Below are 21,405 nucleotides of genomic sequence, written 5' to 3'. Positions count from 1 at the left end.
TTTGCAGTCATTCGTCTGGGTGCCCCATACCCGTCGCGCTGAGGGGAAACGGCGCAGAATCCAAGTGCTTTCCGTGACATAGCGCGAAGTGTTTCATGGCTCGCTGCACTAGCATGGCCCCCATGGCTGCGCTAGACCGACAGCGATGTCGCAAAGCAAGGCCGCCGCTTGATGCCCGGATCGATTGAGGAAAGGTCGCAAGTACCGCGATTGAGCGTTGGCGTGACCGGCGCGTCGGGTTTTGTCGGCCGGGCTTTGGTCAGGCAAATCGCTGAGACGAAAAATTCCTGCACGGCCGCCTACCGTGGATCGGCACCTTCGGGCTTGCCGCCGCAAGTTCGTCCGGCCATCGTCGGCGATCTTTCTCGCGAAACCGACTGGTCGTCCTTTCTGCAGGGTCTCGACGTCGTCATTCATGCGGCAGCGCGGGTTCATATCTTGAACGATCGTTCCGGCGATCCGCTCACTGAGTACCGGCGCGTCAATGTCGAAGGCACGCTGGCGTTGGCCCGGCAGGCTGCTGCGGCAGGCGTCAAGCGCTTCGTGTTCCTGAGCACCATCAAGGTCAATGGCGAGGAATCCGCTCCCGGACAGGCATTTCGGGCATCCGATAGGCCCCAACCTTCCGACCCCTATGCGATCTCCAAACTGGAGGCCGAAACCGGGCTTGTCGAGCTGGGTGCGCGACAGGGAATGGAGATCGTGATCGTGCGTCCACCGCTGGTCTATGGCCCGGGCGTGAAGGCGAATTTCCTGAACATGATGCGATGGGTCGATCGCGGCGTGCCGCTGCCGCTTGGCGCGGTGAACAATCGGCGCACGCTGGTGGCGCTGCCCAATCTCGTCGACCTTGTCCTGCTGTGCACGCAACATCCGGATGCAGCCGGAAAGGTGATCCTCGCTGGAGATGGCGAAGACCTTTCGACTTCCGACCTTCTGCGCCGTCTCTATGCAATCATGGGCCGATCAAACCGTCTGATCTCCGTGCCGCCTGGTATGCTTTCTGCTCTGGCGGGCCTCCTCGGCAAGGGCGAAATAGCCCGCAGGCTGTGCGGCTCGCTTCGCATGGACGTCGAGGAGACGCGACGGCTGCTCGGCTGGACGCCGCCGGTCAGCGTTGACGAAGGACTGCGTCAGACCGTCGAATACTATCGGCGGGAACAAAGGCTTTAAGAATCTGCGAACAAAGATGTTCGATCATCTCTCCTGTGCCTTGTCGGTAAACAATCTGGACTTCCAGCGCCGCCAGCATTACGAGGTCAGTCGAGGGTAACCGGGACAAGATGATTTGATATTGTTCGTCGTGCTTTGCGGAGTAGCGGCATGGGCTGCTACGGCTTTCGTGAGGCGTAATGCAGTCCAACTTCGCCTTGTGCAGGCACCGAACGAACGATCCTCGCATGTTCGTCCCACGCCGACCGGCGGTGGCGTCGGTATCGCCCTGACCGCGTCCATCTTCGGCGTTTGGGTGGCATGGCAATCCGGCTCTCCGCTCTGGACCATTCTGCTGCTTTCGCTGGCATTCGCCATGCTTGGCCTGCTCGACGATATTGTCAGCCTGCGATCGGCATTGCGGTTTCCGATCCAGATGCTGCTGATCTGCATTCTGATTGCGACCATGGCACCGCTTCCTGCGATTGAAGTCTTCGGAGTGACGATTTCCGGCTGGCCGCTGCTGGCCGCCATAGCTTTCGTCGGCCTGTGGTGGATCAATCTCTTCAATTTCATGGACGGCATCGACGGATTGGCGGGCATGCAGGGAATTGTCATGCTGCTGGCGGCCGCCGTTCTGTGCTCGCCACATTTGACCGGCATTCCGGCCGGCCCGGTGTGGTGGTGGATGCTGGCCGTGGCGGCTGCGACCACCGGCTTTCTGGGCATGAACTTTCCACCGGCCCGCATCTTCATGGGCGATGCCGGTAGCAACTATCTCGCCTTCATGATTTTCGCGCTGGCGCTGCTGTCGATCTCGGCGGGCTGGCTGTCCTATCAGACATGGGCGGTGCTTGCGGCAGCTTTTGTCTGCGATGCCACGGTCACGCTTCTGAGACGTATCCTCAACCGTGAACGCTGGTGGGCCGGCCATCGCCAGCATGCCTATCAGCATTTGGCGCGTCGCCTTGCATCGCACCGCTCGGCAACGCTGATTTACACGGGGGTGAATCTGCTATTTGTGGTGCCGCTGGCCTTTGCGGCAAACGGCCGGCCGCAGGAAGCCTGGCTGCTGGTAGCTGTCGCCTATCTGGGTTTGGGGATTTCGGCATGTTTTGCCGGAGCGGGACGTTCTGAAGATGGTAAGTAGACTCCGCACGACGATCAGTATCTTGCCGCGCCGGGCCAAGCGCGGCATCCTGATCGCATTCGATATCGTCGTGCTTCTGTTCGTTCTGTGGGCGAGCTACTCGCTGAGACTGAACCGCCTGTTCGTGCCGAGCGGCAGCGAGCAGATCATGATCATGCTCGTAGCGCCTGTGCTGGCCGTGCCGATCTTCATACGCATCGGCCTCTACCGTGCGGTGATCAGATACCTGCCCGAACGGGCGATATGGACCGTTCTGCAAGCCATGACGCTGGCAGCACTTGCCTGGGTCTTCGTGATTTTCGTTACCGAAATGGCAGGTAGCGCTGTCGTTCCACGCTCGGTTCCGCTGATCTACTGGATACTCGGGACGTTCGCGATCGGCGGAACCCGGTTTGCAGCCAAGCGGTTGCTTCTGGCTCCGTCGGGCAACAAGGCTCCCCTGAATAGTCAGATACTCATCTATGGCGCCGGCAATGCAGGATCGCAGCTGGCCACAAGCCTGCTCAGCCAGGGTACGATCATCATTGCCGGATTTCTCGATGACAATTCTTCCCTGAGAGGCAGGGATGTAGCCGGCATCCGTGTCTTTTCGCCCAACCAGATCCAGACGCTGATCGACAATAACGGGATCAAGGAAGTGGTCCTGTCCATGCCGTCGATCAGCGTGGCCCGCCGGCAGGCCATTGTCGCCAACCTCAGCCAGTATCCGCTCCGCATCCGCACCCTGCCGCCGATCACCGATCTTGTCGCGGGCAAGTATCTGGTCAACCAGATCCGCGAGATCGATATCGATGAGCTTCTGGGCCGCTCGTCGGTGCCCGCCGACGCCCGCCTGCTCCGTAATATGATCGAGGGGAAAAACATCCTCGTTACCGGTGCGGGCGGATCGATCGGATCGGAACTGTGCCGCCTCATCGTGCGCTGGGCGCCTGCCAAGCTGGTTCTTTACGAAGCAAACGAGTTTGCGCTCTATCGCATCGATCAGGAACTTACCCGAAAGACTTCCTGCCCCATCGTGCCGGTCCTTGCCTCCGTCACCGATGAAGTAAGCATCGGGCGCGCGATCAGGAACAACGATGTCGAGGTCATCTTTCACGCAGCGGCGCACAAGCATGTGCCGCTGGTCGAGGCCAATGCGATCGAAGGCATCAGGAACAATGTCTTCGGCACGATGACGGTGACGCAGGCCGCAGTCGACAACGGCGTGAAGAATTTCGTGCTGATTTCCAGCGACAAGGCCGTGCGCCCGACCAACGTCATGGGCGCGACAAAGCGCTGGGCGGAACTGATCCTGCGGGAGCAGTCATTGGCTTTCCACGAACGAGGCGAGGGCACCCGCTTTTGTGCGGTGCGCTTCGGCAATGTGCTTGGTTCCAACGGCTCGGTCGTGCCGGTTTTCAAGGAGCAGATCGCGGCAGGCGGTCCGGTCACGGTGACCGACACGCGCATGACGCGCTATTTCATGTCGATCTACGAGGCAGCGGAATTGATCGTGCAGGCGGCGGCGCTGTCGGAAGGCGGCGACGTGTTCCTGCTTGAGATGGGAACGCCGGTGCGCATTCAGGAACTGGCGGAGAACATGATCCGGCTGGCCGGATTTTCGGTACGGGACCAGCAGCACCCGGAAGGCGACATCGAGATCATCATTACGGGTGCGCGGCCCGGAGAAAAAATGTTCGAGGAACTCTTTTACGATGAAGCGACGGCCCTGCCGACCCTTCATCCGAAAATCATGCGGGCCAAGCGCTCCAGCATGGAAGATCGCGATGTGCCCGCTGCTTTGGAGAAACTCAAGGCGGCCGTCGACGCCAATGACGAGGCCGCGGCACGCAGCATATTGTTCGATTTCATCAAGCCTTGAGAGACTGCTCGCTAATTCTACCCTGCCGGCCATCTGACGCAGTTTTCTGCGCTTCCGGTACTCACGTACTAAATGTACGCTCCCTCCGGTTCTCCAAAACCACGCCATATGCCTCGGCAGGACGAATTATCAAGCGGTCTCTAAAAGGCCGCGCTGAAAAGCTGGAGCGGGTAGAGGGAATCGAACCCTCGCGTTCAGCTTGGGAAGCTGACAAGCTACCATTACATCATACCCGCATATGGCTTCGATATCACGGTGAAGCGCCAATCGGCAATCGCTAAACGAGGCCTGACAGGCATTCACCTTGAACGCCACGCAACAAGTGCGTATTTCGGCAGGACGGCAACGCGAAAGCGAATCGCAGGAGAACCATAGTGTCCGGACTTACGCGCTTTCTTGGAGACAGCCCGCTTCGGGTTTTTCTCAAGCTCGTCGTGGTTTCGTTCCTGGTCGGCATCGTCATGAGCTTCTTCGGCTGGTCGCCTTATGACGTGTTCTACCAGATACGCGATTCGATCCTGCAGCTGTGGAACATGGGCTTCCGGGCGATCGACCGCTTCGTCGGTTACTTCATCCTGGGCGCGGCGATCGTCATTCCGGCCTTCCTCCTGTTGCGGCTGTTCAGCTACCGCAAGTGATGTCAGGCAAAGCCTGAGGCTACTTCGAAGAGTATGGCGTGGCGGGCAGCAAGTGCCGGCACGTCTTTGGAATAACCGCCGCCGATAACCCCGCAGACCGGAATGCCGCGCTCACGGAAATGGCCGATCACCGTCAGGTCGCGCTGGCGTAGGCCGTCATCGGTCAGCGCAAGCCGCCCAAGGCGGTCATCGGCGTGCGGGTCGACACCGGCATTGTAGAAGACGAGATCCCAATCGGCCTTTTCCGACAGCGCCGGCAGCACCTCCCGAAGCGTTTCGAGATAGGCGGCATCACCCGTGCCGTCCGGCAAGGCGACATCGAGATCGGAGGCGATCTTCTGATTGGGATAGTTACGCTCGCCGTGCATAGAAAAGGTGAAGACGCGCGGCTCCGGCTGCAAAATGTCGGCCGTGCCATCGCCCTGGTGCACGTCGAGATCGACGATGAGGATGTTGGCGACTAGGCCTTCCGACAGCAGCACGAGTGAGGCCACCGCCACGTCGTTGAAAGTGCAGAAGCCGGCGCCCTGGGCGCGTCGCGCATGATGGCTGCCGCCGGCGGTGTTGCAGGCGATGCCGTGCTCCAGCGCCAGCCGCGCCGCCAGAACCGTACCGCCGGCCGCAAGCTGGGCGCGGCGCGACACGCGTTCGACGATGGGAAAGCCGATGTCGCGCTCAATTTGCGCGGGCACGGCACAGGCGATCACCTGATCCACATAGACACCGTCATGCGCCAGCGTCAGCCACTCCGCAGGCGCGGGATCGGTGAGATGCAGATCGCCGTCCGACACGAGACCCCGCCGGGTCAACTCCTCCATGAGCAGCGGATACTTGCTCATGGGAAACCGATGGGTCGACGGAAATCCGGCATCGTAGTCGGGATGATGAACGATCTGGAGCGGCATCGTCGTTTCTTGCAATGCGATCCAGCAGAAAGGAAGCGGCAATATCGCTCCTGCATCAAAAGTCTCCTGACATCAGCCGCTTGCGCCGGTGATGCGGAATGGTTCAGATCGCGTCCAGCGCCAGCATCAGGCCAGCAGTGAAAGACCCGGAATGGATCAGGTATCAACGGCGACCAGCCCGAGGGCTTTTGACGTCAACAACCGCCTCGTGCTGACGATCGCCATTCCGATGATGCTCGCCTATCTGACCACGCCGCTGCTAGGCCTCGTCGATACGGCGGTCGTCGGACAGTTCGGCGATGCCGCCCTGCTCGGCGGATTGGCCGCCGGCGCGATCATTTTCGACGTCGTCTTCACCACCTTCAATTTCCTGCGCTCGGGCACGACCGGCCTGGTCGCGCAAGCGTTCGGACGCGATGATTCGCTGGAACAACGGGCGGTCTTCTGGCGGGCGGCGGCCATCGCCGTGGTTGCCGGAGTCGTGCTGATACTGCTTGCGCCGCTTATCGCTTCCGCCGGCGAATGGTTCATGGGGGCGGAACCGCGCGTCACGCAAGCGATGGACACATACATCCGCATACGCCTGCTGTCGGCCCCGGCATCGCTGCTGAACTACGCCATCCTTGGCTACTTCCTCGGGCGCGGCGAGGCGAGCCGTGGCCTGATGCTTCAGCTTCTGCTGAACGGCGTGAACATCGTGCTTTCGATCTGGTTCGGCCTTCATCTCGGCTGGGGCGTCGAAGGCGTTGCCTGGGGCACGGTCTGTGGCGAGGTCGTCGCAACGCTGGTCGGCCTGGCGGTCATTCTCCGCCGCTTCCACCCGATGCCGGACATGCCGTGGCGGCGCACCTTCAGCAGCGCCGCCATGCGGCGCATGCTGGCGCTCAACGGCGACATCATGATCCGCTCTTTCGTGCTGATGGGCGCGTTTACGCTGTTCACGCGGCAGGGCGCGCAACTTGGCACGCTGACACTCGCCGCCAATGCAGTGCTCATGCACTTCTTCCTCGTGGCGGGCTATTTTCTCGACGGCTTTGCCACCGCAGCCGAGCAACTGGCGGGCAGGGCGGTCGGGGCGCGCTACCTGCCGGCGTTCCAGCGGGCAGTCAGGCTGACGCTGATATGGGGTTTCGCCATGGCGGGCGCCGTCACCATCATCGTGCTTCTGTTCGGAGACCAACTGGTCGCCATCATCACCACAGCGGCAGACGTGCGCGCAGAGGCTTCGGCCTATTTGCCGTGGGCCGCACTGACGGCGGTGAGCGGCGTTCTGGCATTCCAGATGGACGGTGTCTTCATCGGAGCGACCTGGTCGCGCGACATGCGCAACATGATGCTCTTATCGTTTGCGGCCTTCGTCGCAGCACTTCTGCTGCTCGGCCGCTATTTCGGCAATCACGGCCTTTGGGCGGCGCTCCACGTCTTTCTCATCACGCGCGGATTGAGCCTGCTGGCGGCAATGCCGCGATCTGTGCGCGCAACCTTCGTCTGACGTATGGCGCGCAAAACTGTGCAGCGGTTTTGCGATGACGACATGCGCAAAACTATTGCCTGATTAATCGAGCGGACGGTCGGCCCACTGCGCCAGCCGCGCATCGCGCAGATCGCGGAAGCTGGCGATGCCTTCGGACGCTGCGAACTGCGCCATGCCCTTGACGATCTTTCCCGGCAGCGACGGTCCGGCGTAGATCATGCTGGTATAGAGCTGCACGAGATCAGCACCCGCGCGGATTTTCTCAAGCGCGTTCTCCGTCGAATCGACGCCGCCGACGCCGATGATGGCCACCTGCGGTCCGAGCAGCCTGCGCATCTTCGCCAGAACGATCGTCGAGCGTTCGAACAGCGGCTTTCCCGAAAGGCCGCCGGTCTCGCCGGTATGGGCGCTGCTTGCGAGGCGAGGGCGGGTGATCGTCGTGTTGGAAACGATGACGCCCTCGACTGCCTTTTCCGTCACCTCGGCGGCGATGTCTTCCAGGTCGGCCTCGTGCAGGTCCGGCGCGATCTTCAGGAACAGCGGCGTTTTCCGTGGCTGGTTCTGGGTGACCGCATCGCGCGCCGCCACGACGCGGCCGAGCAATTCGGCAAGGCTTTCGCGCGCCTGCATGTTGCGCAGGCCGGGCGTATTGGGCGAGGAGATGTTAACGGTCAGATAGGAGGCGTAGCGCGCAAAGCGCTTCACCCCGAGCTCGTAGTCGGCGATGCGATCGGCGCTGTCCTTGTTGGCGCCGATATTGACGCCGACGACACCCGGCCGCCCGGCGCGCGTCACAAGCCGCTTTTCGCAAGCTTCATGCCCCTCATTGTTGAAGCCGAGCCGGTTGATGACGGCGTCGTCGCGGGTCAGGCGGAAAATGCGCGGCTTGGGATTGCCGGACTGCGCAAGCGGCGTGACCGTGCCGACCTCGGCGAAACCGAAGCCGAGGCCGAGCAGCGCATCCGGCACCTCGGCATTCTTGTCGTAGCCGGCGGCCATGCCGAGCGGATTGGGAAAATCGATGCCGCAAAGGCTGACGTGAAGACGCTTGTCGGAGACAGGCCGGCCCTGAACCGGAAAACCGCATCTCAGCGCCTTGATGGAAAGGCCGTGCGCGGCTTCCGGGTCCAGCGTGAAGAGCAGATTGCGGCCAAGCGTATCGAAAAGGCTCATGCGGACCCCAGCGGCGGGAATTGATGGGCGCCGTCGGCGCCGAGCGGCAGCGGTTTCACCCACAGCACGCTTGAAAGATCGAGCGGCGCGTAGAGATGCGGAAACAGCGCGCCGCCGCGCGACACTTCATATTTCAGCGCCGGGCCGAGCTTCGCGTCGTCGATGGCAATGAGCAGCAGGTCGGTTTGCCCTGAAAAATGCTTGGCTGCCGTCTCCACGGCCTGTTCGGCGGTCGAGAAGTGGATGAAGCCGTCCGAAAGATCGATCGGCGCTCCGGTAAAGACGCCTGTTTTTTCGGCCTCGCGCCACAGCGCTTCAGGACATATCTTGTAAATGGTTTGTTGCATGCGCGCCCTATAGTCCGAAAGCGCGGAACGGGAAAGACGGGCGAACCGTTTACTCCCCATTTCCGGCGTAAACGAAGTGCAGCCTGTCGGGTCTGCTTAAGATTGGAGGAAGTCATGCGGTTCATCACCACCATCATTGCCCCGGCGGCTGTTGCAATGCTGGCAGCCTCCGCTGCGCAGGCCGCCGACACCGAACGCTACCGGTTGGAGAAATCCGAAAGCGGCTATGTCCGCATGGACACGCAGACCGGCGAGATGTCGATCTGCGAGGAGCGCGCGGGACAACTGGTCTGCAAGCTCGCCGCCGATGAGCGCAAGGCCTATCAGGATCAGGCCGATCGCCTGCAATCGGAGCTGAAGGCGCTGGATGATCGGGTCGCGGCGCTCGAGAAGTCGCCGCTGATAAACCCGAAATCCGTGCTGCCCACGGACGAGGAATTCGAAAAGACGATGGGCTACATGGAACGCTTCATGCGCCGCTTCATGGGCATCGCCAAGGATCTGGATCAGGACAACAAGACGCCCGGCGTTCAGCCTTCCGATCCGAACAAGACCTGACCCTGTCTGCCGATTTCATGCGCGTATTGCGAGGATGCGGGCTCGCGAGCTTCAAAAACGGGCGCTTGCCGCTTGAAATGCCTGTATATCCCCGCATAATTGGGTTGCTTGATCTCGTGCCATACAACAACAATAAGCGAGATTTCGGGAGGGACATTTGCCGTCAGGCTACAAGTTCGTCATCGCGGACGATCATCCGCTGTTTCGCGGCGCGCTGAAACAGGCGCTTTCCGGCGTTGCCGACGTCGCCACTATCCTCGAGGCCGGCGATTTCGAGGCGACCAAGGCGATCGTCGCCGCCAATGAGGATATCGACCTGCTGCTGCTCGACCTGTCGATGCCGGGGGCCAGCGGCCTTTCCGGGCTGATCTCGCTGCGCGGCATTCACGCCGCCGTGCCGATGGTCGTGGTCTCGGCACATGACGATCCCGAAACGATCCGGCGCGCGCTGGAACTCGGCGCTTCGGGCTTCATCTCGAAATCGGCGAGCATGGACGATATCCGCAAGGCGGTTCAGACGGTGCTTTCGGGCGATATCAGCGCACCGGTCGGGATCGATCTCGGTGTGGAGCGCGACCCAGAGATTTCCGACCTCATCAAGCGCCTGCAATCGCTGACGCCGCAGCAGACGCGAGTGCTCGGCATGTTGGCCGAGGGGCTTCTGAACAAGCAGATCGCATATGAACTGTCGGTGTCCGAAGCGACCATCAAGGCGCATGTCTCGGCCGTGTTGCAGAAGCTCGGCGTCGACAGCCGCACGCAGGCGGTCATCCTGCTCTCAAAGATCGGCAGCGACCCGCTTTCGGCAAACTAAGCGCATAAGCTACTCAGCCGCCGGCGCCATGCGACGCAGCCGCGTCATCATCGAGCGCAGCACCGCCGGCTTTACCGGCTTGTTGATGACCGGCACGTCCATCAGATCGGCGGCGGTGCGCACCTCGTTCGAGCGATCGGCGGTCAAAAGCACCGCCGGCGTGCCGTTGCCGTAGACCGTGCGCAGCCTGGCGATCACGTCCAGTCCGGTTTCGCCGTCGAGGTGATAGTCAGCGAGGATGATGTCCGGCTGCCGCGCCGGGCGATTTTTCGCGAAAGCCGCCGACCCCGAATAGGCGCTGACCTCGCAACCCCATCCTTCGAGCAACAGGCGCATGCCTTCGAGAATGCGGGCGTCATTGTCGACGCACAGCACCGAAAGCCCGTTCAGGGCGGCATTGGCGGCGGGTTGCGGCTTGGCCACACTTTCGGTCACGGTCTCCTGCGCATCCGTCACCGGCAGGATGACGGAGAAGCGCGTGCCCTTGCCGCGGCCGGAATCGATCTGGATTTCCAGCCGCAGAACCCGCGCGATGCGGTCGACGATCGACAGGCCGAGGCCCAGCCCCTGCGCCTCGCGCGCGCCTTCGTCGAGGCGGGTGAATTCGCGGAACACGGTGTTCAATTTATCGACCGGAATGCCGATGCCGGTGTCAAACACCTGGATTTCGGCCAGTTCGCCACGCCGCCGGACGCCAACGAGGACGCGGCCGCTGCGGGTATATTTGATCGCATTGGAGACGAGGTTCTGGACGAGGCGGCGCAGCAGGTTGCGGTCGGTCTCGACCGTCAGCGAAGACGGCACGATGACGAGCTCGAGCTTCTTTTCCGCCGCCATGGGCTGGAAGTCGGTGCCGATCTGGCGCAGCAGGCCGTCAAGGCGGAAGACGGTTTCGGCGGGTTTCATCGCGCCCGCGTCGAGCCGCGATATGTCGAGCACCGCGCCGAGGATCGTTTCGACGGACTCCAGCGAGGATTCGATATTCGTCGCCGCATCTCCGACGGCACCCTTGCCTGCACGCTCCAGCAGCGACGAACAGTAGAGCCGTGCGGCGTTGAGCGGTTGCAGGATGTCGTGACCCGCAGCCGCCAGGAAGCGCGTCTTGCCGAGATTGGCCTCCTCGGCCAGCATCTGCGCCTGGGCGAGCTCTTCGTTGACCAGCGTCAGTTCGGCGGTGCGGCTCTTCACGCGCTGTTCCAGCGATTCATTGGCGCGCTTGAGCGCCAGATCGGCAGCGACCCGGGCCGAAATATCGGCATAGGTCGCGACGATGCCGCCGTCGGGCATCGGGTTGGAGCGCAGTTCGATGATCCGCCCGCTGGTCTTCAGTTCGATCTGCCAGGCGCTGTCGAAGTCCGTCAGCCGGTTGAGCGTCGAAAGCCGTGCCTCATGGGGGATGTCGCCGCGTGCCGCCAGAAAGCGCAGGATCTGGTCGAGCGAGACGCCGACCTGGCCCATGTCGTCGGGCAGGTTGAACAGGGCGCGATACTGCCTGTTCCAGCAGGTCAGGCGGAAATCCTTGTCGAAGACGGTGATGCCCTGTTCCATCTGGTCGAGCGCGATCTGGAGCAGGTCGCGATTGTGCTGCAGGGCTTCGGTCGCATCGTCCAGCAGGCGGAAGGCGTCCTTGGAGGCGCTGTCGTTGCGCTTGAACAGCAGCGACAGGATCAGCCGCGCCGAAGACGAACCGACGGCACTGGCCAGAAGCTGCTCGGAAAAGCGCACCACCTCCATGCTGGCCTGCTCGTTGCCGTTGAGCTTGATCCCGTCGATCTGCTCAAAGGTCTGGAACGACCGCTCGGTGCGCTCGACGCCGAGATAGCGCGAGATCGTGTCCTTGAGGTCGTTGACGGTGATGGCGGTGCGGAAACGGCGCAGGCTGGGCATGGGGCTCGTGTCGCGCGGCACGAAGATCGCCGCCTGTATCCGCTCCAGCGGCACCGAGGCGCGCGAGAGCGAACCGAGGATGAAGCAGAGCGTGTTGATCGCGAGGCTCCACATCACGCCATGGTTCAGCGGCTCGGCAACGGTGCCAAACAGCGCCTGCGGCCGCAGCGCCTCGATGCCGAACAGGCCGTCGGTCAGGATTTGCGTATCTGGTGCGGCAAGCGACGGAAACAGCAGCGTATAGGCCCATACGAGGATGCCCGCGGACATGCCGAGGGCAGCACCCCGGCCATTGGCGCCACGCCAGATCAGCCCGCCGAAGAAGGATGGTGCGAACTGGGCGATTGCCGCAAACGACATCAGTCCGATCGAGGCCAGCCGCGCATTGTTGGTGCTCTCGCGGTAATAGAGGAAGGCCACGAACAGGATGATGAAGATCGATGCGCGGCGGATGTTGAGGATCAGGCTCGACCAGTCCTCGTTCTCGCTGGCCTCCGTCTTGAGCACGCGCCGCACGAACAGCGGAATGATCAGGTCGTTGGAGATCATGATCGACAGCGCGACGCTGGCCACGATCACCATGGCGGTGGCCGCCGACAGCCCACCGATGAAGGCCGCCATCGCCAGCAGGTCCTGCCCGCTCAGGAGCGGCACGGAAAGCACGTAGAGATCGCTGCTCGTCTGCGGGCCGACCATGGCAAGACCGGCAAATGCGATCGGCAGGACGAACAGGTTGATCAGCACCAGATAGAGCGGAAACACCCAGGTTGCCGTGCGCAGCTCGGCCTCGCTGCGGTTCTCGACGATCATCACATAGAACTGGCGCGGCAGCATGATGATGGCGAAGCCGCTGATGATCGTCGAGACCAGCCAGGTTCCAAGCGAGGTCGTGTAGCCCATGGCGTGCTGTACCTCGGCATTGGCGGCGAAGGCGTCGAGCATCTCGCCCGGACCGTCGAAAAGCACGAACATCACCATCAGGCCGACGGCAAGGAAGGCTGCGAGCTTGACGACCGACTCTACCGCCACCGCCAGCACCAGCCCATCCTGGTGTTCCGTCGCATCGGCGTGCCGCGTGCCGAACAGGACGGCAAACAGCGCCAGAAGCATGGCGACGATCAGCGAGATGTCGCTGACGAACGGGTCGAAGGACGGCGGCGAGCCATTGTAATGCTCGACCATCAGGCTGACCGATCCTGAGATCGCCTTGAGCTGAAGGGCGATGTAAGGGATCGCGCCGACGATAGCGATCAGCGTTGCGATGAGTGCCACGGCAAAGCTCTTGCCGTAGCGCGCGCCGAGAAAATCGGCGATCGAAGTGATCTTCTCGGCTTTCGCCAGCTTGACGATGCGTTTGAGCAGCGGGAAGCAGAAGACGAAGACCAGCACCGGGCCGATATAGATGGCGAGGAACTCTATGCCCTTTTCGGAGGCGAGCCCGACCGATCCGAAGAAGGTCCACGACGTGCAATAGATGGCGAGGCTGAGCGCGTAGATGTAAGGGCGCGGGCGGCCCGGTTCGCGCTTCGCGGCCTGCCTGTCGCCCAGGCTCGCAATCGCGAAAAGCAGCGTCACATAGGCAACTGCGATGATGACGACGACCCAGCCCTGCACGCCTGAACCAACCTCCCACGCCAAGCGATCTCGGCAATAGAACGAAGGCAATCACAGCCGCGCTGGCTTGTCCATTCGAGAACCCTAGACAATTGGTTGTGCAAGACCTTGCCGACCGGGTTTTTGATCCCCGCCCATTTTGCGGTGCGGATCGCGCATCGGTGCAATTTTAAACGTTTTGCAATCTATGGTTTTTGTTATGATGCCGCACCGGCCGGAGTCGAAGAGGCGGACAAATCAGAGTGCCCGGCCGTCATCAAAGGAGAGGGTTCTATGCTTAAGGAATTCCAGGAGTTTATCTCCAAAGGTAATGTCATGGACCTCGCGGTCGGTGTCATCATCGGCGCGGCTTTCGGAAAGATTGTCGACTCGCTGGTCAACGACGTCATCATGCCGATCGTCGGCGCGATCTTTGGCGGCCTCGATTTCAACAACTACTTTTTACCCTTGTCTTCGGCCGTTACGGCACCGTCACTCGACGCTGCGAAGGCGCAAGGCGCCGTCCTTGCATATGGCAGCTTCATCACCGTTGTACTGAACTTCATCATTCTTGCCTGGATCATCTTCCTGATGGTCAAGGCGGTGAACAACATGCGCCGTCGTGTCATCGCGGAAAAGCCGGTGGCTCCTGCCGCACCTCCCGCGGACGTCGCGCTGCTGACCGAAATTCGCGATCTTCTGGCGAAGAAGTAGCCGTTTATTTCAACCGCTTTAGGAAAACCCTGGCTTCCGCAGCCGGGGTTTTCTGTTTTCGGCGGCCTGAAAACGCGCTAGCTATCTTCCAAACCTTCCATCTGGATTCATCATGACCCTGATAGACAACCTTCGCGCAGAAGCCCGGCTTGCGCCCGAAAGCGGCATCGTCGAAGTCGCCAATTATGGCCGCGTGCGCGAGGGCCTCATTCCGCTGTGGGCGGGCGAGGGCGACCTGCCGACGCCGTCCTTCATATCCGACGCGGCGACCCGCAGCCTTGCCGCCGGTGAAACCTTCTACACATGGCAGCGCGGCATACCCGACCTGCGCAGCGCTCTTGCTCGTTACCACGAGCGTCATTTCGGCCGGCACTTCGCCGACGAGGAATTCATGGTCACCGGCGGCGGCATGCAGGCGATCCAGCTTGCCTTGCAGGCGACAGCAGGGGCGGGCGATGAGGTCATCTACCTGACACCAGCCTGGCCGAATTTCCCGGGAGCCGCCGGCATTGCCGGGGCAAAGCCGGTGGCGGTTCGCCTCGACCAGTCGGACAATGGCTGGGTATGCGACGTTGGCAAGATCGAGGCAGCGGTGACGCCGCGTACCAAGGCGATCTTCCTCAACAGCCCGTCTAACCCGACCGGCTGGACCGCCGATCTCGAAACGCTGAAGGCAATTCTCGATCTGGCCCGCCGGCATGGGCTCTGGATCATCGCCGACGAGATTTACACGCTGTTCTACTATGGTGGCGACCGTGCGCCGTCCTTCATGGACATCATGGATGACGAGGACCGCATCCTGTTCGTCAACACATTCTCCAAGAACTGGGCGATGACCGGCTGGCGTATCGGCTGGCTGCGCATCCATCCTTCGCTGCAGCAGACCTTCGAGAATCTGATCCAGTATTCGACCTCCGGCGTTGCGCAATTCATGCAGCGCGGCGCGATAGCCGCACTCGAACATGGCGACGAATTCCTGAAATCGCAGATCGAGCGGGCAAGGCAGGCGCGCGATATCGTCTGCGGCATTCTCGGCGAAACCGGTCGCGCGCGCATCAGCGCGCCGCAGGGCGCCTTCTACCTGTTCTTTTCGGTCGACGGCATCAGCGACTCGCGCAGCGCGGCTTTCGAGATCATCGACAAGGCCAATGTCGGGCTGGCACCGGGGACGGCCTTCGGCGAGGGTGGCGAGGCGTTCTTCCGGCTGTGCTTCCATCGCCGTCTGGACCAACTGGAAGAAGCGGCAACCCGGTTGGCAGGCTGGATGTCGCAGCGGTAATTTGGTTTTGCGCTGTTGCAGTCAAGCGCTGCAGTAGACTATGCAGGTCTCCAGTTTCGGGGAGACCGGGAAAGTAAATTCGATGACAGGCAAACTGCAGATAAAACACATTCCACACGCTTCGCCGACCTCGCCCGAGGCGCGCGCGGCATTGATGCAAAATCCCGGCTTCGGCAAGGTCTTCAGCGACCATATGGTAACGATGACGTGGAACGCCGAACGCGGCTGGCACGATGCAGAGATCAAGGCGCGTGCGCCTTTCTCCATCGACCCCGCGTCTGCCGTGCTGCATTACGCGCAGGAAATCTTCGAGGGCATGAAGGCCTATCGGACCAAGGATGGCATCGCGCTGTTCCGCCCGGAAGAGAATGCACGGCGCCTGGCAATGTCGGCCGACAGGATGGCGATGCCGACTGTGCCGGAAGAGCTGTTCATCGACGCGGTCGAGACGCTGGTGCGCACCGACGCCGACTGGATTCCGGAGGGCGATGGCAGCCTCTATATCCGGCCATTCATGTTCGCCAGCGAGGCGTTTCTCGGCGTGCGCCCGGCATCGGAATACATCTTCTGCGTCATCGCTTCGCCGGTCGGGGCCTATTTCAAGGGCGGCTACAAGGCGGTGACCGTCTGGGTTTCGGACGATTACACGCGGGCGGCTCCCGGCGGCACCGGTGCTGCCAAGTGCGGCGGCAACTACGCCGCCAGCCTGATCGCCCAGGCCGAGGCAACCAAGCATGACTGCGACCAGGTTGTCTTCCTCGACGCTGCCGAGCATCGCTGGGTTGAAGAACTTGGCGGCATGAATGTCTGCTTCGTCATGGATGATGGCAGCCTGGTCACGCCGCCGCTCGGCGGAACCATCCTGCCCGGCATCACGCGCGCCTCTATCCTCAAGCTGGCCCAGGAGGCCGGCCTGCGCATCGACGAAAAACCCTATTCCTTCGATCAATGGCGCAAGGATGCCGAAAGCGGCAAGCTTCGCGAGGCATTCGCCTGCGGCACCGCTGCGGTCGTGGCGGGCATCGGCTCCGTGCGCTTCAAGGATGGCTCGTTCGCCATCGGCAACAGCGGCGACGGCGAAGTGACCGCCAAGCTGCGCAGCGAACTGGTCGGCATCCAGCGCGGCACCGTCGCCGACAAGCACGGCTGGGTGCATCTGGTCTGACACCTCGCATCCCGACAGACCTTCTGCCGGGATTGCCTTTCACGGCAGGCTCCGTAATATCTCACTGGGTATTACGGAGCTGAACCGATGAGAACCGTCCGCGTCCTTCTGGCCGTATTCGCGCTGCTGGCCGTTCCTCTCGTGGCGACGGCCAGAGACATGGCCGGAATCGCGCTTTCCGGCGTCGGCGTAGAGGCCGGCACGCTGACTGCGGCCGATCTCGCCAAGTTTCCAGCGACGGAAATGGAAGTCTCCTTCATGACCAAGAAAGGCATGGAGACGGGACGGTACAAGGGCGTTCTGCTGTGGCCGGTGCTTCAGGAGAAGGGGCTGGCCAAACTCGCCGGCGACCATCACGAAGACTTGGCGCACACATTTCTGGTGACGGCCAGCGATGGCTACAAAATCGCCTTCTCGGTTGGCGAGATCGCGCCGGACTTCGGCAACCGCGCCATTCTGCTCGCCACCGAGCGGGACGGAAAATCATTGCAGGATGAAGGTTTCCGGCTGGTCGTGCCGGATGACGCCCGTGGCGCTAGAAGCGTCAAGGGCGTGGTGTCGATCGAGATCAAATAGGCAGCCGGGCAGCTTGGCCCGGCATTAACAGCGGCGGATGCCTGTCAGCCGCCGGATTTCGGCACCAGCAGTGGAATGATCCGGTCGGACTTGGCCACCGCCGGCTTGCCTTCGGTGTTGTAGGGAATGCCAAGCGCATCCCAGGTTTCGACCAGCGCGTCCTTGAGAACATCGATCAGCGCGTCCGTATGGAACGGCGTCGGCGTGATGCGAAGGCGCTCCGTGCCGCGCGGCACGGTCGGGTAGTTGATTGGCTGGATGTAGATGCCATGGACGCCGAGCAGGCGGTCGGTGGCCATCTTGCAGAGCTCGGGATCGCCGACCAACACCGGCACGATGTGCGTTTCCGACGGCATCACCGGCAGGCCGACGGAAGCGAAAACTTCCTTGGCGCGCGCGGCCTGACGCTGCTGGGCGTCGCGTTCTGCCTGTGAGGTTTTCAGGTGGCGGATCGAGGTCGTGGCGGCAGCGGCGATCGCCGGCGGCAGCGCGGTGGTGAAGATGAAGCCCGGCGCAAATGAGCGCACGGCGTCAATCACCGATTTCGTGCCCGTTATATAGCCGCCGAGCGTACCGAATGCCTTGGCAAGCGTGCCTTCGATGATATCGATGCGGTCCGCCAGACCTTCGCGCTCGGTGATGCCGCCGCCGCGCGGACCGTACATGCCCACGGCATGGACCTCGTCGATATAGGTCATGGCGTTGTATTTCTCGGCGAGGTCGGCGATCTCCTTGATCGGCGCGATATCGCCATCCATCGAATAGACGGATTCGAAGACGATCAGCTTGGCGCGCTCGCGGCCGGCTGCCTGCAGCAGGCTTTCGAGATGCGCGACATCATTGTGGCGGAAAATCTTCTTCTCAGCACCCGAGCGGCGCACGCCCTCGATCATCGAGGCGTGGTTGAGCTCGTCCGAGAGGATCAGGCAGTTCGGCAGCAGCCGCGCAATCGTCGAGATCGAAGCCTCGTTGGAAACGAAGCCCGACGTGAAGACGAGTGCGGCTTCCTTGCCATGCAGGTCGGCGAGTTCAAGCTCAAGCTCGACCAGCGGATGGTTGGTGCCGGAAATGTTGCGCGTACCACCTGCGCCCGAGCCCATCTTGCCGGCAGTGTTCTGGAAGGCGCCGATGACGTCGGGGTGCTGGCCCATGCCGAGATAATCGTTGGAGCACCAGACGGTGATTTCCTGGGCTTCACCGTTCGACCGCCAGATGGCCTTGGGGAACGAACCGGCGATGCGCTCCAGATCGGCGAAGACGCGATAGCGTCGTTCGGCATGGATCTGGTCGATCGCTTCCTCGAAAAATCGCTGGTAGTTCATTTCTGCATCCCGATTTTTGATGGGGATCATAATCACAGCCCGCTTTTCAGTCCATTCCATGGATGCGGGCAAAATGCCACGCCGTCTTTGGTGCAATATGCCCTCTTATCTGGGTACAGACCGTGATCTGGATCACGTGCGTCGTGGTTTTTGCCCAAATTTCCGATAACTGCTATTCGGCAGCCGTCTTGGGCGATGAGGAATGGCATGAAGATCGTGGTTCTTGGCGCGGGCGTGGTCGGCACGGCTGCGGCCTATTATCTCGCCCGCGATGGCCATCAAGTGACCGTTGTCGAGCGCCATCCGGCCCCCGCCAACGGCACGAGCTACAGCAATGCCGGCTTCGTCTCGCCCGGAGACGCCTATGCCTGGGCCTCACCCGGAGCGCTCAAAACGTTCCTGAAATCGCTCTACAAGCCGGAGCTGGGCATAAAGATCCGTCCGAGCCTCGATCCAGCCTTTCTGTCCTGGACCTGGCGGTTCCTCCAGCAATGCACGCAGGCGCGGGCCAACGCCAACACCAACGTGAAGCTCAGGCTGGCGCTCTATTCGCGCGAATGCATCAACGAAATCACCTCGGAAACCGGCATCGATTTCGACGAGCGCCGCAAGGGCATCGTCTATTTCTACCGCTCGCAGCAAGGGCTCGACGGGGGTGTGGAGCACTTCAGCTATATCGGGGAGCGTGGGCTGGAAATCGAAGTCGTGGACCGCAAGCGCCTGTTCGAAATCGAGCCGGGGCTGGCGAATTCGGGCGACAGGATCGCCGGCGGCATCTATTCGCCGATGGACCAGACCGGCGATTCGCAGCTGTTCACGACGCGGCTCGCCGACTACGCCAGCGAACGGCACGGCGCGAAGTTCCTTTACGACACCAACGTCGCGGGATTGGAATTCTCCGGCGATCGGGTCAGCGCCGTGAAGACCGCCAAGGGTTCGATCCCCTGCGACGCAGCGGTTCTCTCCATGGGTCCGGAAAGTGGGGTCTTTGCCCGCACGCTCGGGCTCGACCTGCCGATCTATCCGGTGAAGGGCTATACGGCGACCATGGAACTGAAAGACCCGGACAACGGGCCGACCATGGGCAGCGTTGATGAGGAGCGCTATGTCGTCTTTACCCGGCTCGGCAATCGCATCCGGCTTGCTTCGACAGCCGAGTTCGCCGGCTTCGACCGCAGCCACAAGCCGGCCGATTTCGAGCGCATGTTCGGCACCGCGCGCGAGCTGTTTCCCGGCGCGATCGATGAGAGCAAGGCCGAATGCTGGACCGGCCTGCGCCCAATGATGCCGAACTCGGTGCCGGTCATCGGCAAGACCCGCTACGGCAATCTCTATTTCGACACCGGCCACGGCCATCTCGGCTGGACGCTGGCCTGCGGTTCCGGGAAATTCCTGTCCGATATCGTTGCCGGGCGGAAGCCGGACATCGAACCGCAGGGGCTTTTGCCGGTAGCGTAAAAGGGCTTACCAGCCCTCGAAGGCGGCAAGAACGGCCGGGTCGACGCGGCCGTCGGCAACGTCGGACAGCGCTCGGTCAAGCATGTCGAGGCCGCTGTCCGCTTCCGCCTTTGTCAGCGTCAGCGGCGGCGTGAACTCCAGAATGTTGGAGCTGACGCCGACATAATAGAGGACCAGGCCAAGCTCGAAGGCACGGTAGACGGTCAGCGCCGTTTCGCGCCTAGCCGGCGTCTTGCTCATGCGGTCGGTGACCAGTTCGACGCCGATGGCAAGCCCGCGCCCGCGTATGTCGCCGATCATTGTGTGCTTCTGCTTCAGGCGTTCCAGCCCGCCCATCAGGTACTGTCCGACCTCAGCGGCGTTGGCTGCGAGATTGTCGCGCTCGATGGTCTGCAGCACGGCGAGTGCGGCTGCCGCGCAGACGGGATTGCCGTGCACCGTTTGGAATGAGAAGGCGGCGCTGTGGTTCATGATCTCGGTGGGTCCGACCGCTGCCGAGATCGGCAGTCCGCCGCCAAGGCCCTTGCCGAAGACGATGATATCCGGCTCGATGCCGAAATGCTCGAAACAGTGCAGGCGCCCGCTGCGCCCAAGCCCGACCTTGACCTCGTCGCAGACGAGCAGGATGCCGTGCTGGCGGCAGAGCGCCTCGACTTTCTTGAAATAGTTCTGCGGCGGCACCACCATGCCGCCATCCGACTGGATCGGCTCGATGAACAGCGCGGCGACCTCATTCGGCGGCACCGGCCCGGCAAACAGCTTTTCGAGATGGTCGATGGCTGTTGCTTCGGCCTGTTCCTCGCCGCCGTCGCGATAGGCATTGGGGTAGGGGATCAGCGTCAGCCCTGCGGCCTTGGCGACACCCTGCTGTGCCGGATGACCCGAAATCGCCATCGAGCCTGACGTGCCGCCATGATAGGCGCCGTTGAAGGCGAGGATGCGCGGCCTGCCGGTCGCAGCGATCACCGCGCGTGCGACCGTCTCGTTGGCGTCCGAGCCGGAATGGCCGAGCCAGACGCGGCCGGCGGCGCGCTTCGGCACGATCGACAGAAGTTTCTCGGCGAGTTCGACCGAGGGCAGGTTTGCCGTTGACAGCAGGCTGGCTCCTGCCTGGTTTTCCAGCGCTTTGTTGACCGCCTCGCGTACCGCTGGGTGCGAATGGCCGAGGCCGGCAGTTCCCCAGGACGCGGAGAGGTCGAGAAGCCGACGCCCGTCGTCGCCGATTAGATAAGACCCTTCGCCGCCAACCACCGCCTGCGGGAAGAAGCGCAGGAAGGACATTTTTGAGATCGCGGCGGCGTCGCGCTCGTAAAGGCTTGCCATGGGCGGCTTCCCTCGT

The 21,405-nt window shown here is 62.2% G+C and carries 18 protein-coding genes and 1 tRNA gene; 12 read left to right on the top strand and 7 right to left on the bottom strand.

Annotation, left to right across the window (positions count from 1 at the left end; all coding sequences use genetic code 11):
• Positions 1 to 210: 210 nt before the first annotated feature.
• From DZG07_RS21665 to DZG07_RS21655, 3 genes are all read left to right on the top strand, one after another.
• Positions 211 to 1,173 (top strand): NAD-dependent epimerase/dehydratase family protein, encoded by a 963-nt coding sequence (locus tag DZG07_RS21665; protein WP_197716891.1) that lies wholly within the window; start codon positions 211 to 213, stop codon positions 1,171 to 1,173.
• A gap of 199 nt (positions 1,174 to 1,372) precedes the next feature.
• On the top strand, positions 1,373 to 2,302 hold the full coding sequence (locus DZG07_RS21660; RefSeq protein WP_205557145.1) for a glycosyltransferase family 4 protein: 930 nt from the start codon (positions 1,373 to 1,375) through the stop codon (positions 2,300 to 2,302).
• A complete protein-coding gene (locus tag DZG07_RS21655) occupies positions 2,292 to 4,163 on the top strand; it encodes a nucleoside-diphosphate sugar epimerase/dehydratase (protein ID WP_091914112.1) in 1,872 nt (623 codons plus the stop codon). Before DZG07_RS21660 ends, DZG07_RS21655 begins: the two co-directional genes overlap by 11 nt.
• Positions 4,164 to 4,325: 162 nt before the next feature.
• Here DZG07_RS21655 and DZG07_RS21650 read toward each other — a convergent pair.
• A tRNA-Gly gene (locus DZG07_RS21650) sits at positions 4,326 to 4,399 on the bottom strand.
• 138 nt (positions 4,400 to 4,537) lie between these two features.
• On the opposite strand from DZG07_RS21650, the gene DZG07_RS21645 reads away from it, so the two are divergent.
• Entirely contained in the window at positions 4,538 to 4,801 is a 264-nt protein-coding gene (locus DZG07_RS21645) for a DUF6460 domain-containing protein (protein WP_091914114.1), read from the top strand.
• Positions 4,802 to 4,803: 2 nt separating this feature from the next.
• Here DZG07_RS21645 and DZG07_RS21640 read toward each other — a convergent pair whose 3' ends face one another.
• The gene (locus DZG07_RS21640; protein ID WP_119821966.1) at positions 4,804 to 5,706 is read right to left on the bottom strand and encodes a histone deacetylase; all 903 of its coding nucleotides are present in this window, start codon (positions 5,704 to 5,706) and stop codon (positions 4,804 to 4,806) included.
• Positions 5,707 to 5,857: 151 nt separating this feature from the next.
• Between DZG07_RS21640 and DZG07_RS21635 the strand changes: the two genes are divergently transcribed.
• On the top strand, positions 5,858 to 7,198 hold the full coding sequence (locus tag DZG07_RS21635; protein WP_119820775.1) for an MATE family efflux transporter: 1,341 nt from the start codon (positions 5,858 to 5,860) through the stop codon (positions 7,196 to 7,198).
• 63 nt (positions 7,199 to 7,261) lie between these two features.
• On the opposite strand, the gene DZG07_RS21630 is transcribed toward DZG07_RS21635, so the two are convergent.
• A complete protein-coding gene (locus tag DZG07_RS21630; RefSeq protein ID WP_119820772.1) occupies positions 7,262 to 8,353 on the bottom strand; it encodes a quinone-dependent dihydroorotate dehydrogenase in 1,092 nt (363 codons plus the stop codon).
• On the bottom strand, positions 8,350 to 8,700 hold the full coding sequence (locus DZG07_RS21625; RefSeq protein ID WP_119820769.1) for a DUF952 domain-containing protein: 351 nt from the start codon (positions 8,698 to 8,700) through the stop codon (positions 8,350 to 8,352). Before DZG07_RS21625 ends, DZG07_RS21630 begins: the two co-directional genes overlap by 4 nt.
• Positions 8,701 to 8,814: 114 nt before the next feature.
• Here DZG07_RS21625 and DZG07_RS21620 point away from each other — a divergent pair, with 114 nt between their 5' ends.
• Together DZG07_RS21620 and DZG07_RS21615 are read left to right on the top strand one after the other, a co-directional pair.
• The gene (locus DZG07_RS21620; protein WP_119820766.1) at positions 8,815 to 9,258 is read left to right on the top strand and encodes a hypothetical protein; all 444 of its coding nucleotides are present in this window, start codon (positions 8,815 to 8,817) and stop codon (positions 9,256 to 9,258) included.
• Positions 9,259 to 9,415: 157 nt separating this feature from the next.
• The gene (locus DZG07_RS21615) at positions 9,416 to 10,072 is read left to right on the top strand and encodes a response regulator transcription factor (protein ID WP_091914124.1); all 657 of its coding nucleotides are present in this window, start codon (positions 9,416 to 9,418) and stop codon (positions 10,070 to 10,072) included.
• Between the two features lie 9 nt (positions 10,073 to 10,081).
• Here the strand turns inward: DZG07_RS21615 and DZG07_RS21610 are convergent, their stop codons facing one another.
• Positions 10,082 to 13,573, bottom strand: a complete 3,492-nt coding sequence (locus DZG07_RS21610; protein ID WP_119821964.1) for a NahK/ErcS family hybrid sensor histidine kinase/response regulator — start codon at positions 13,571 to 13,573, stop codon at positions 10,082 to 10,084.
• A 273-nt stretch (positions 13,574 to 13,846) separates the two neighbouring features.
• Between DZG07_RS21610 and mscL the strand changes: the two genes are divergently transcribed.
• From mscL to DZG07_RS21590, 4 genes are all read left to right on the top strand, one after another.
• Positions 13,847 to 14,266 (top strand): large conductance mechanosensitive channel protein MscL, encoded by a 420-nt coding sequence (gene mscL, locus DZG07_RS21605; protein WP_091914128.1) that lies wholly within the window; start codon positions 13,847 to 13,849, stop codon positions 14,264 to 14,266.
• A gap of 112 nt (positions 14,267 to 14,378) precedes the next feature.
• On the top strand, positions 14,379 to 15,545 hold the full coding sequence (locus DZG07_RS21600; protein WP_119820763.1) for a pyridoxal phosphate-dependent aminotransferase: 1,167 nt from the start codon (positions 14,379 to 14,381) through the stop codon (positions 15,543 to 15,545).
• An 82-nt stretch (positions 15,546 to 15,627) separates the two neighbouring features.
• Positions 15,628 to 16,710, top strand: a complete 1,083-nt coding sequence (locus tag DZG07_RS21595) for a branched-chain amino acid aminotransferase (RefSeq protein WP_119820760.1) — start codon at positions 15,628 to 15,630, stop codon at positions 16,708 to 16,710.
• An 87-nt stretch (positions 16,711 to 16,797) separates the two neighbouring features.
• Positions 16,798 to 17,286 (top strand): molybdopterin-dependent oxidoreductase, encoded by a 489-nt coding sequence (locus DZG07_RS21590; protein ID WP_119820757.1) that lies wholly within the window; start codon positions 16,798 to 16,800, stop codon positions 17,284 to 17,286.
• Between the two features lie 44 nt (positions 17,287 to 17,330).
• Here DZG07_RS21590 and hemA read toward each other — a convergent pair whose 3' ends face one another.
• On the bottom strand, positions 17,331 to 18,608 hold the full coding sequence (gene hemA / locus DZG07_RS21585; protein WP_091914565.1) for a 5-aminolevulinate synthase: 1,278 nt from the start codon (positions 18,606 to 18,608) through the stop codon (positions 17,331 to 17,333).
• Positions 18,609 to 18,815: 207 nt separating this feature from the next.
• Between hemA and DZG07_RS21580 the strand changes: the two genes are divergently transcribed.
• On the top strand, positions 18,816 to 20,066 hold the full coding sequence (locus DZG07_RS21580) for a D-amino acid dehydrogenase (protein WP_119821962.1): 1,251 nt from the start codon (positions 18,816 to 18,818) through the stop codon (positions 20,064 to 20,066).
• A 6-nt stretch (positions 20,067 to 20,072) separates the two neighbouring features.
• Here the strand turns inward: DZG07_RS21580 and DZG07_RS21575 are convergent, their stop codons facing one another.
• Complete coding sequence (locus tag DZG07_RS21575) at positions 20,073 to 21,389, bottom strand: aspartate aminotransferase family protein (RefSeq protein WP_119820754.1); 1,317 nt, start codon at positions 21,387 to 21,389, stop codon at positions 20,073 to 20,075.
• Positions 21,390 to 21,405: the final 16 nt, after the last annotated feature.

Origin of the sequence: Mesorhizobium sp. DCY119, from assembly GCF_003590645.1 — a bacterium.
GTDB lineage: Bacteria > Pseudomonadota > Alphaproteobacteria > Rhizobiales > Rhizobiaceae > Mesorhizobium_M.
This window is presented reverse-complemented; position numbering and strand designations above follow the sequence as displayed.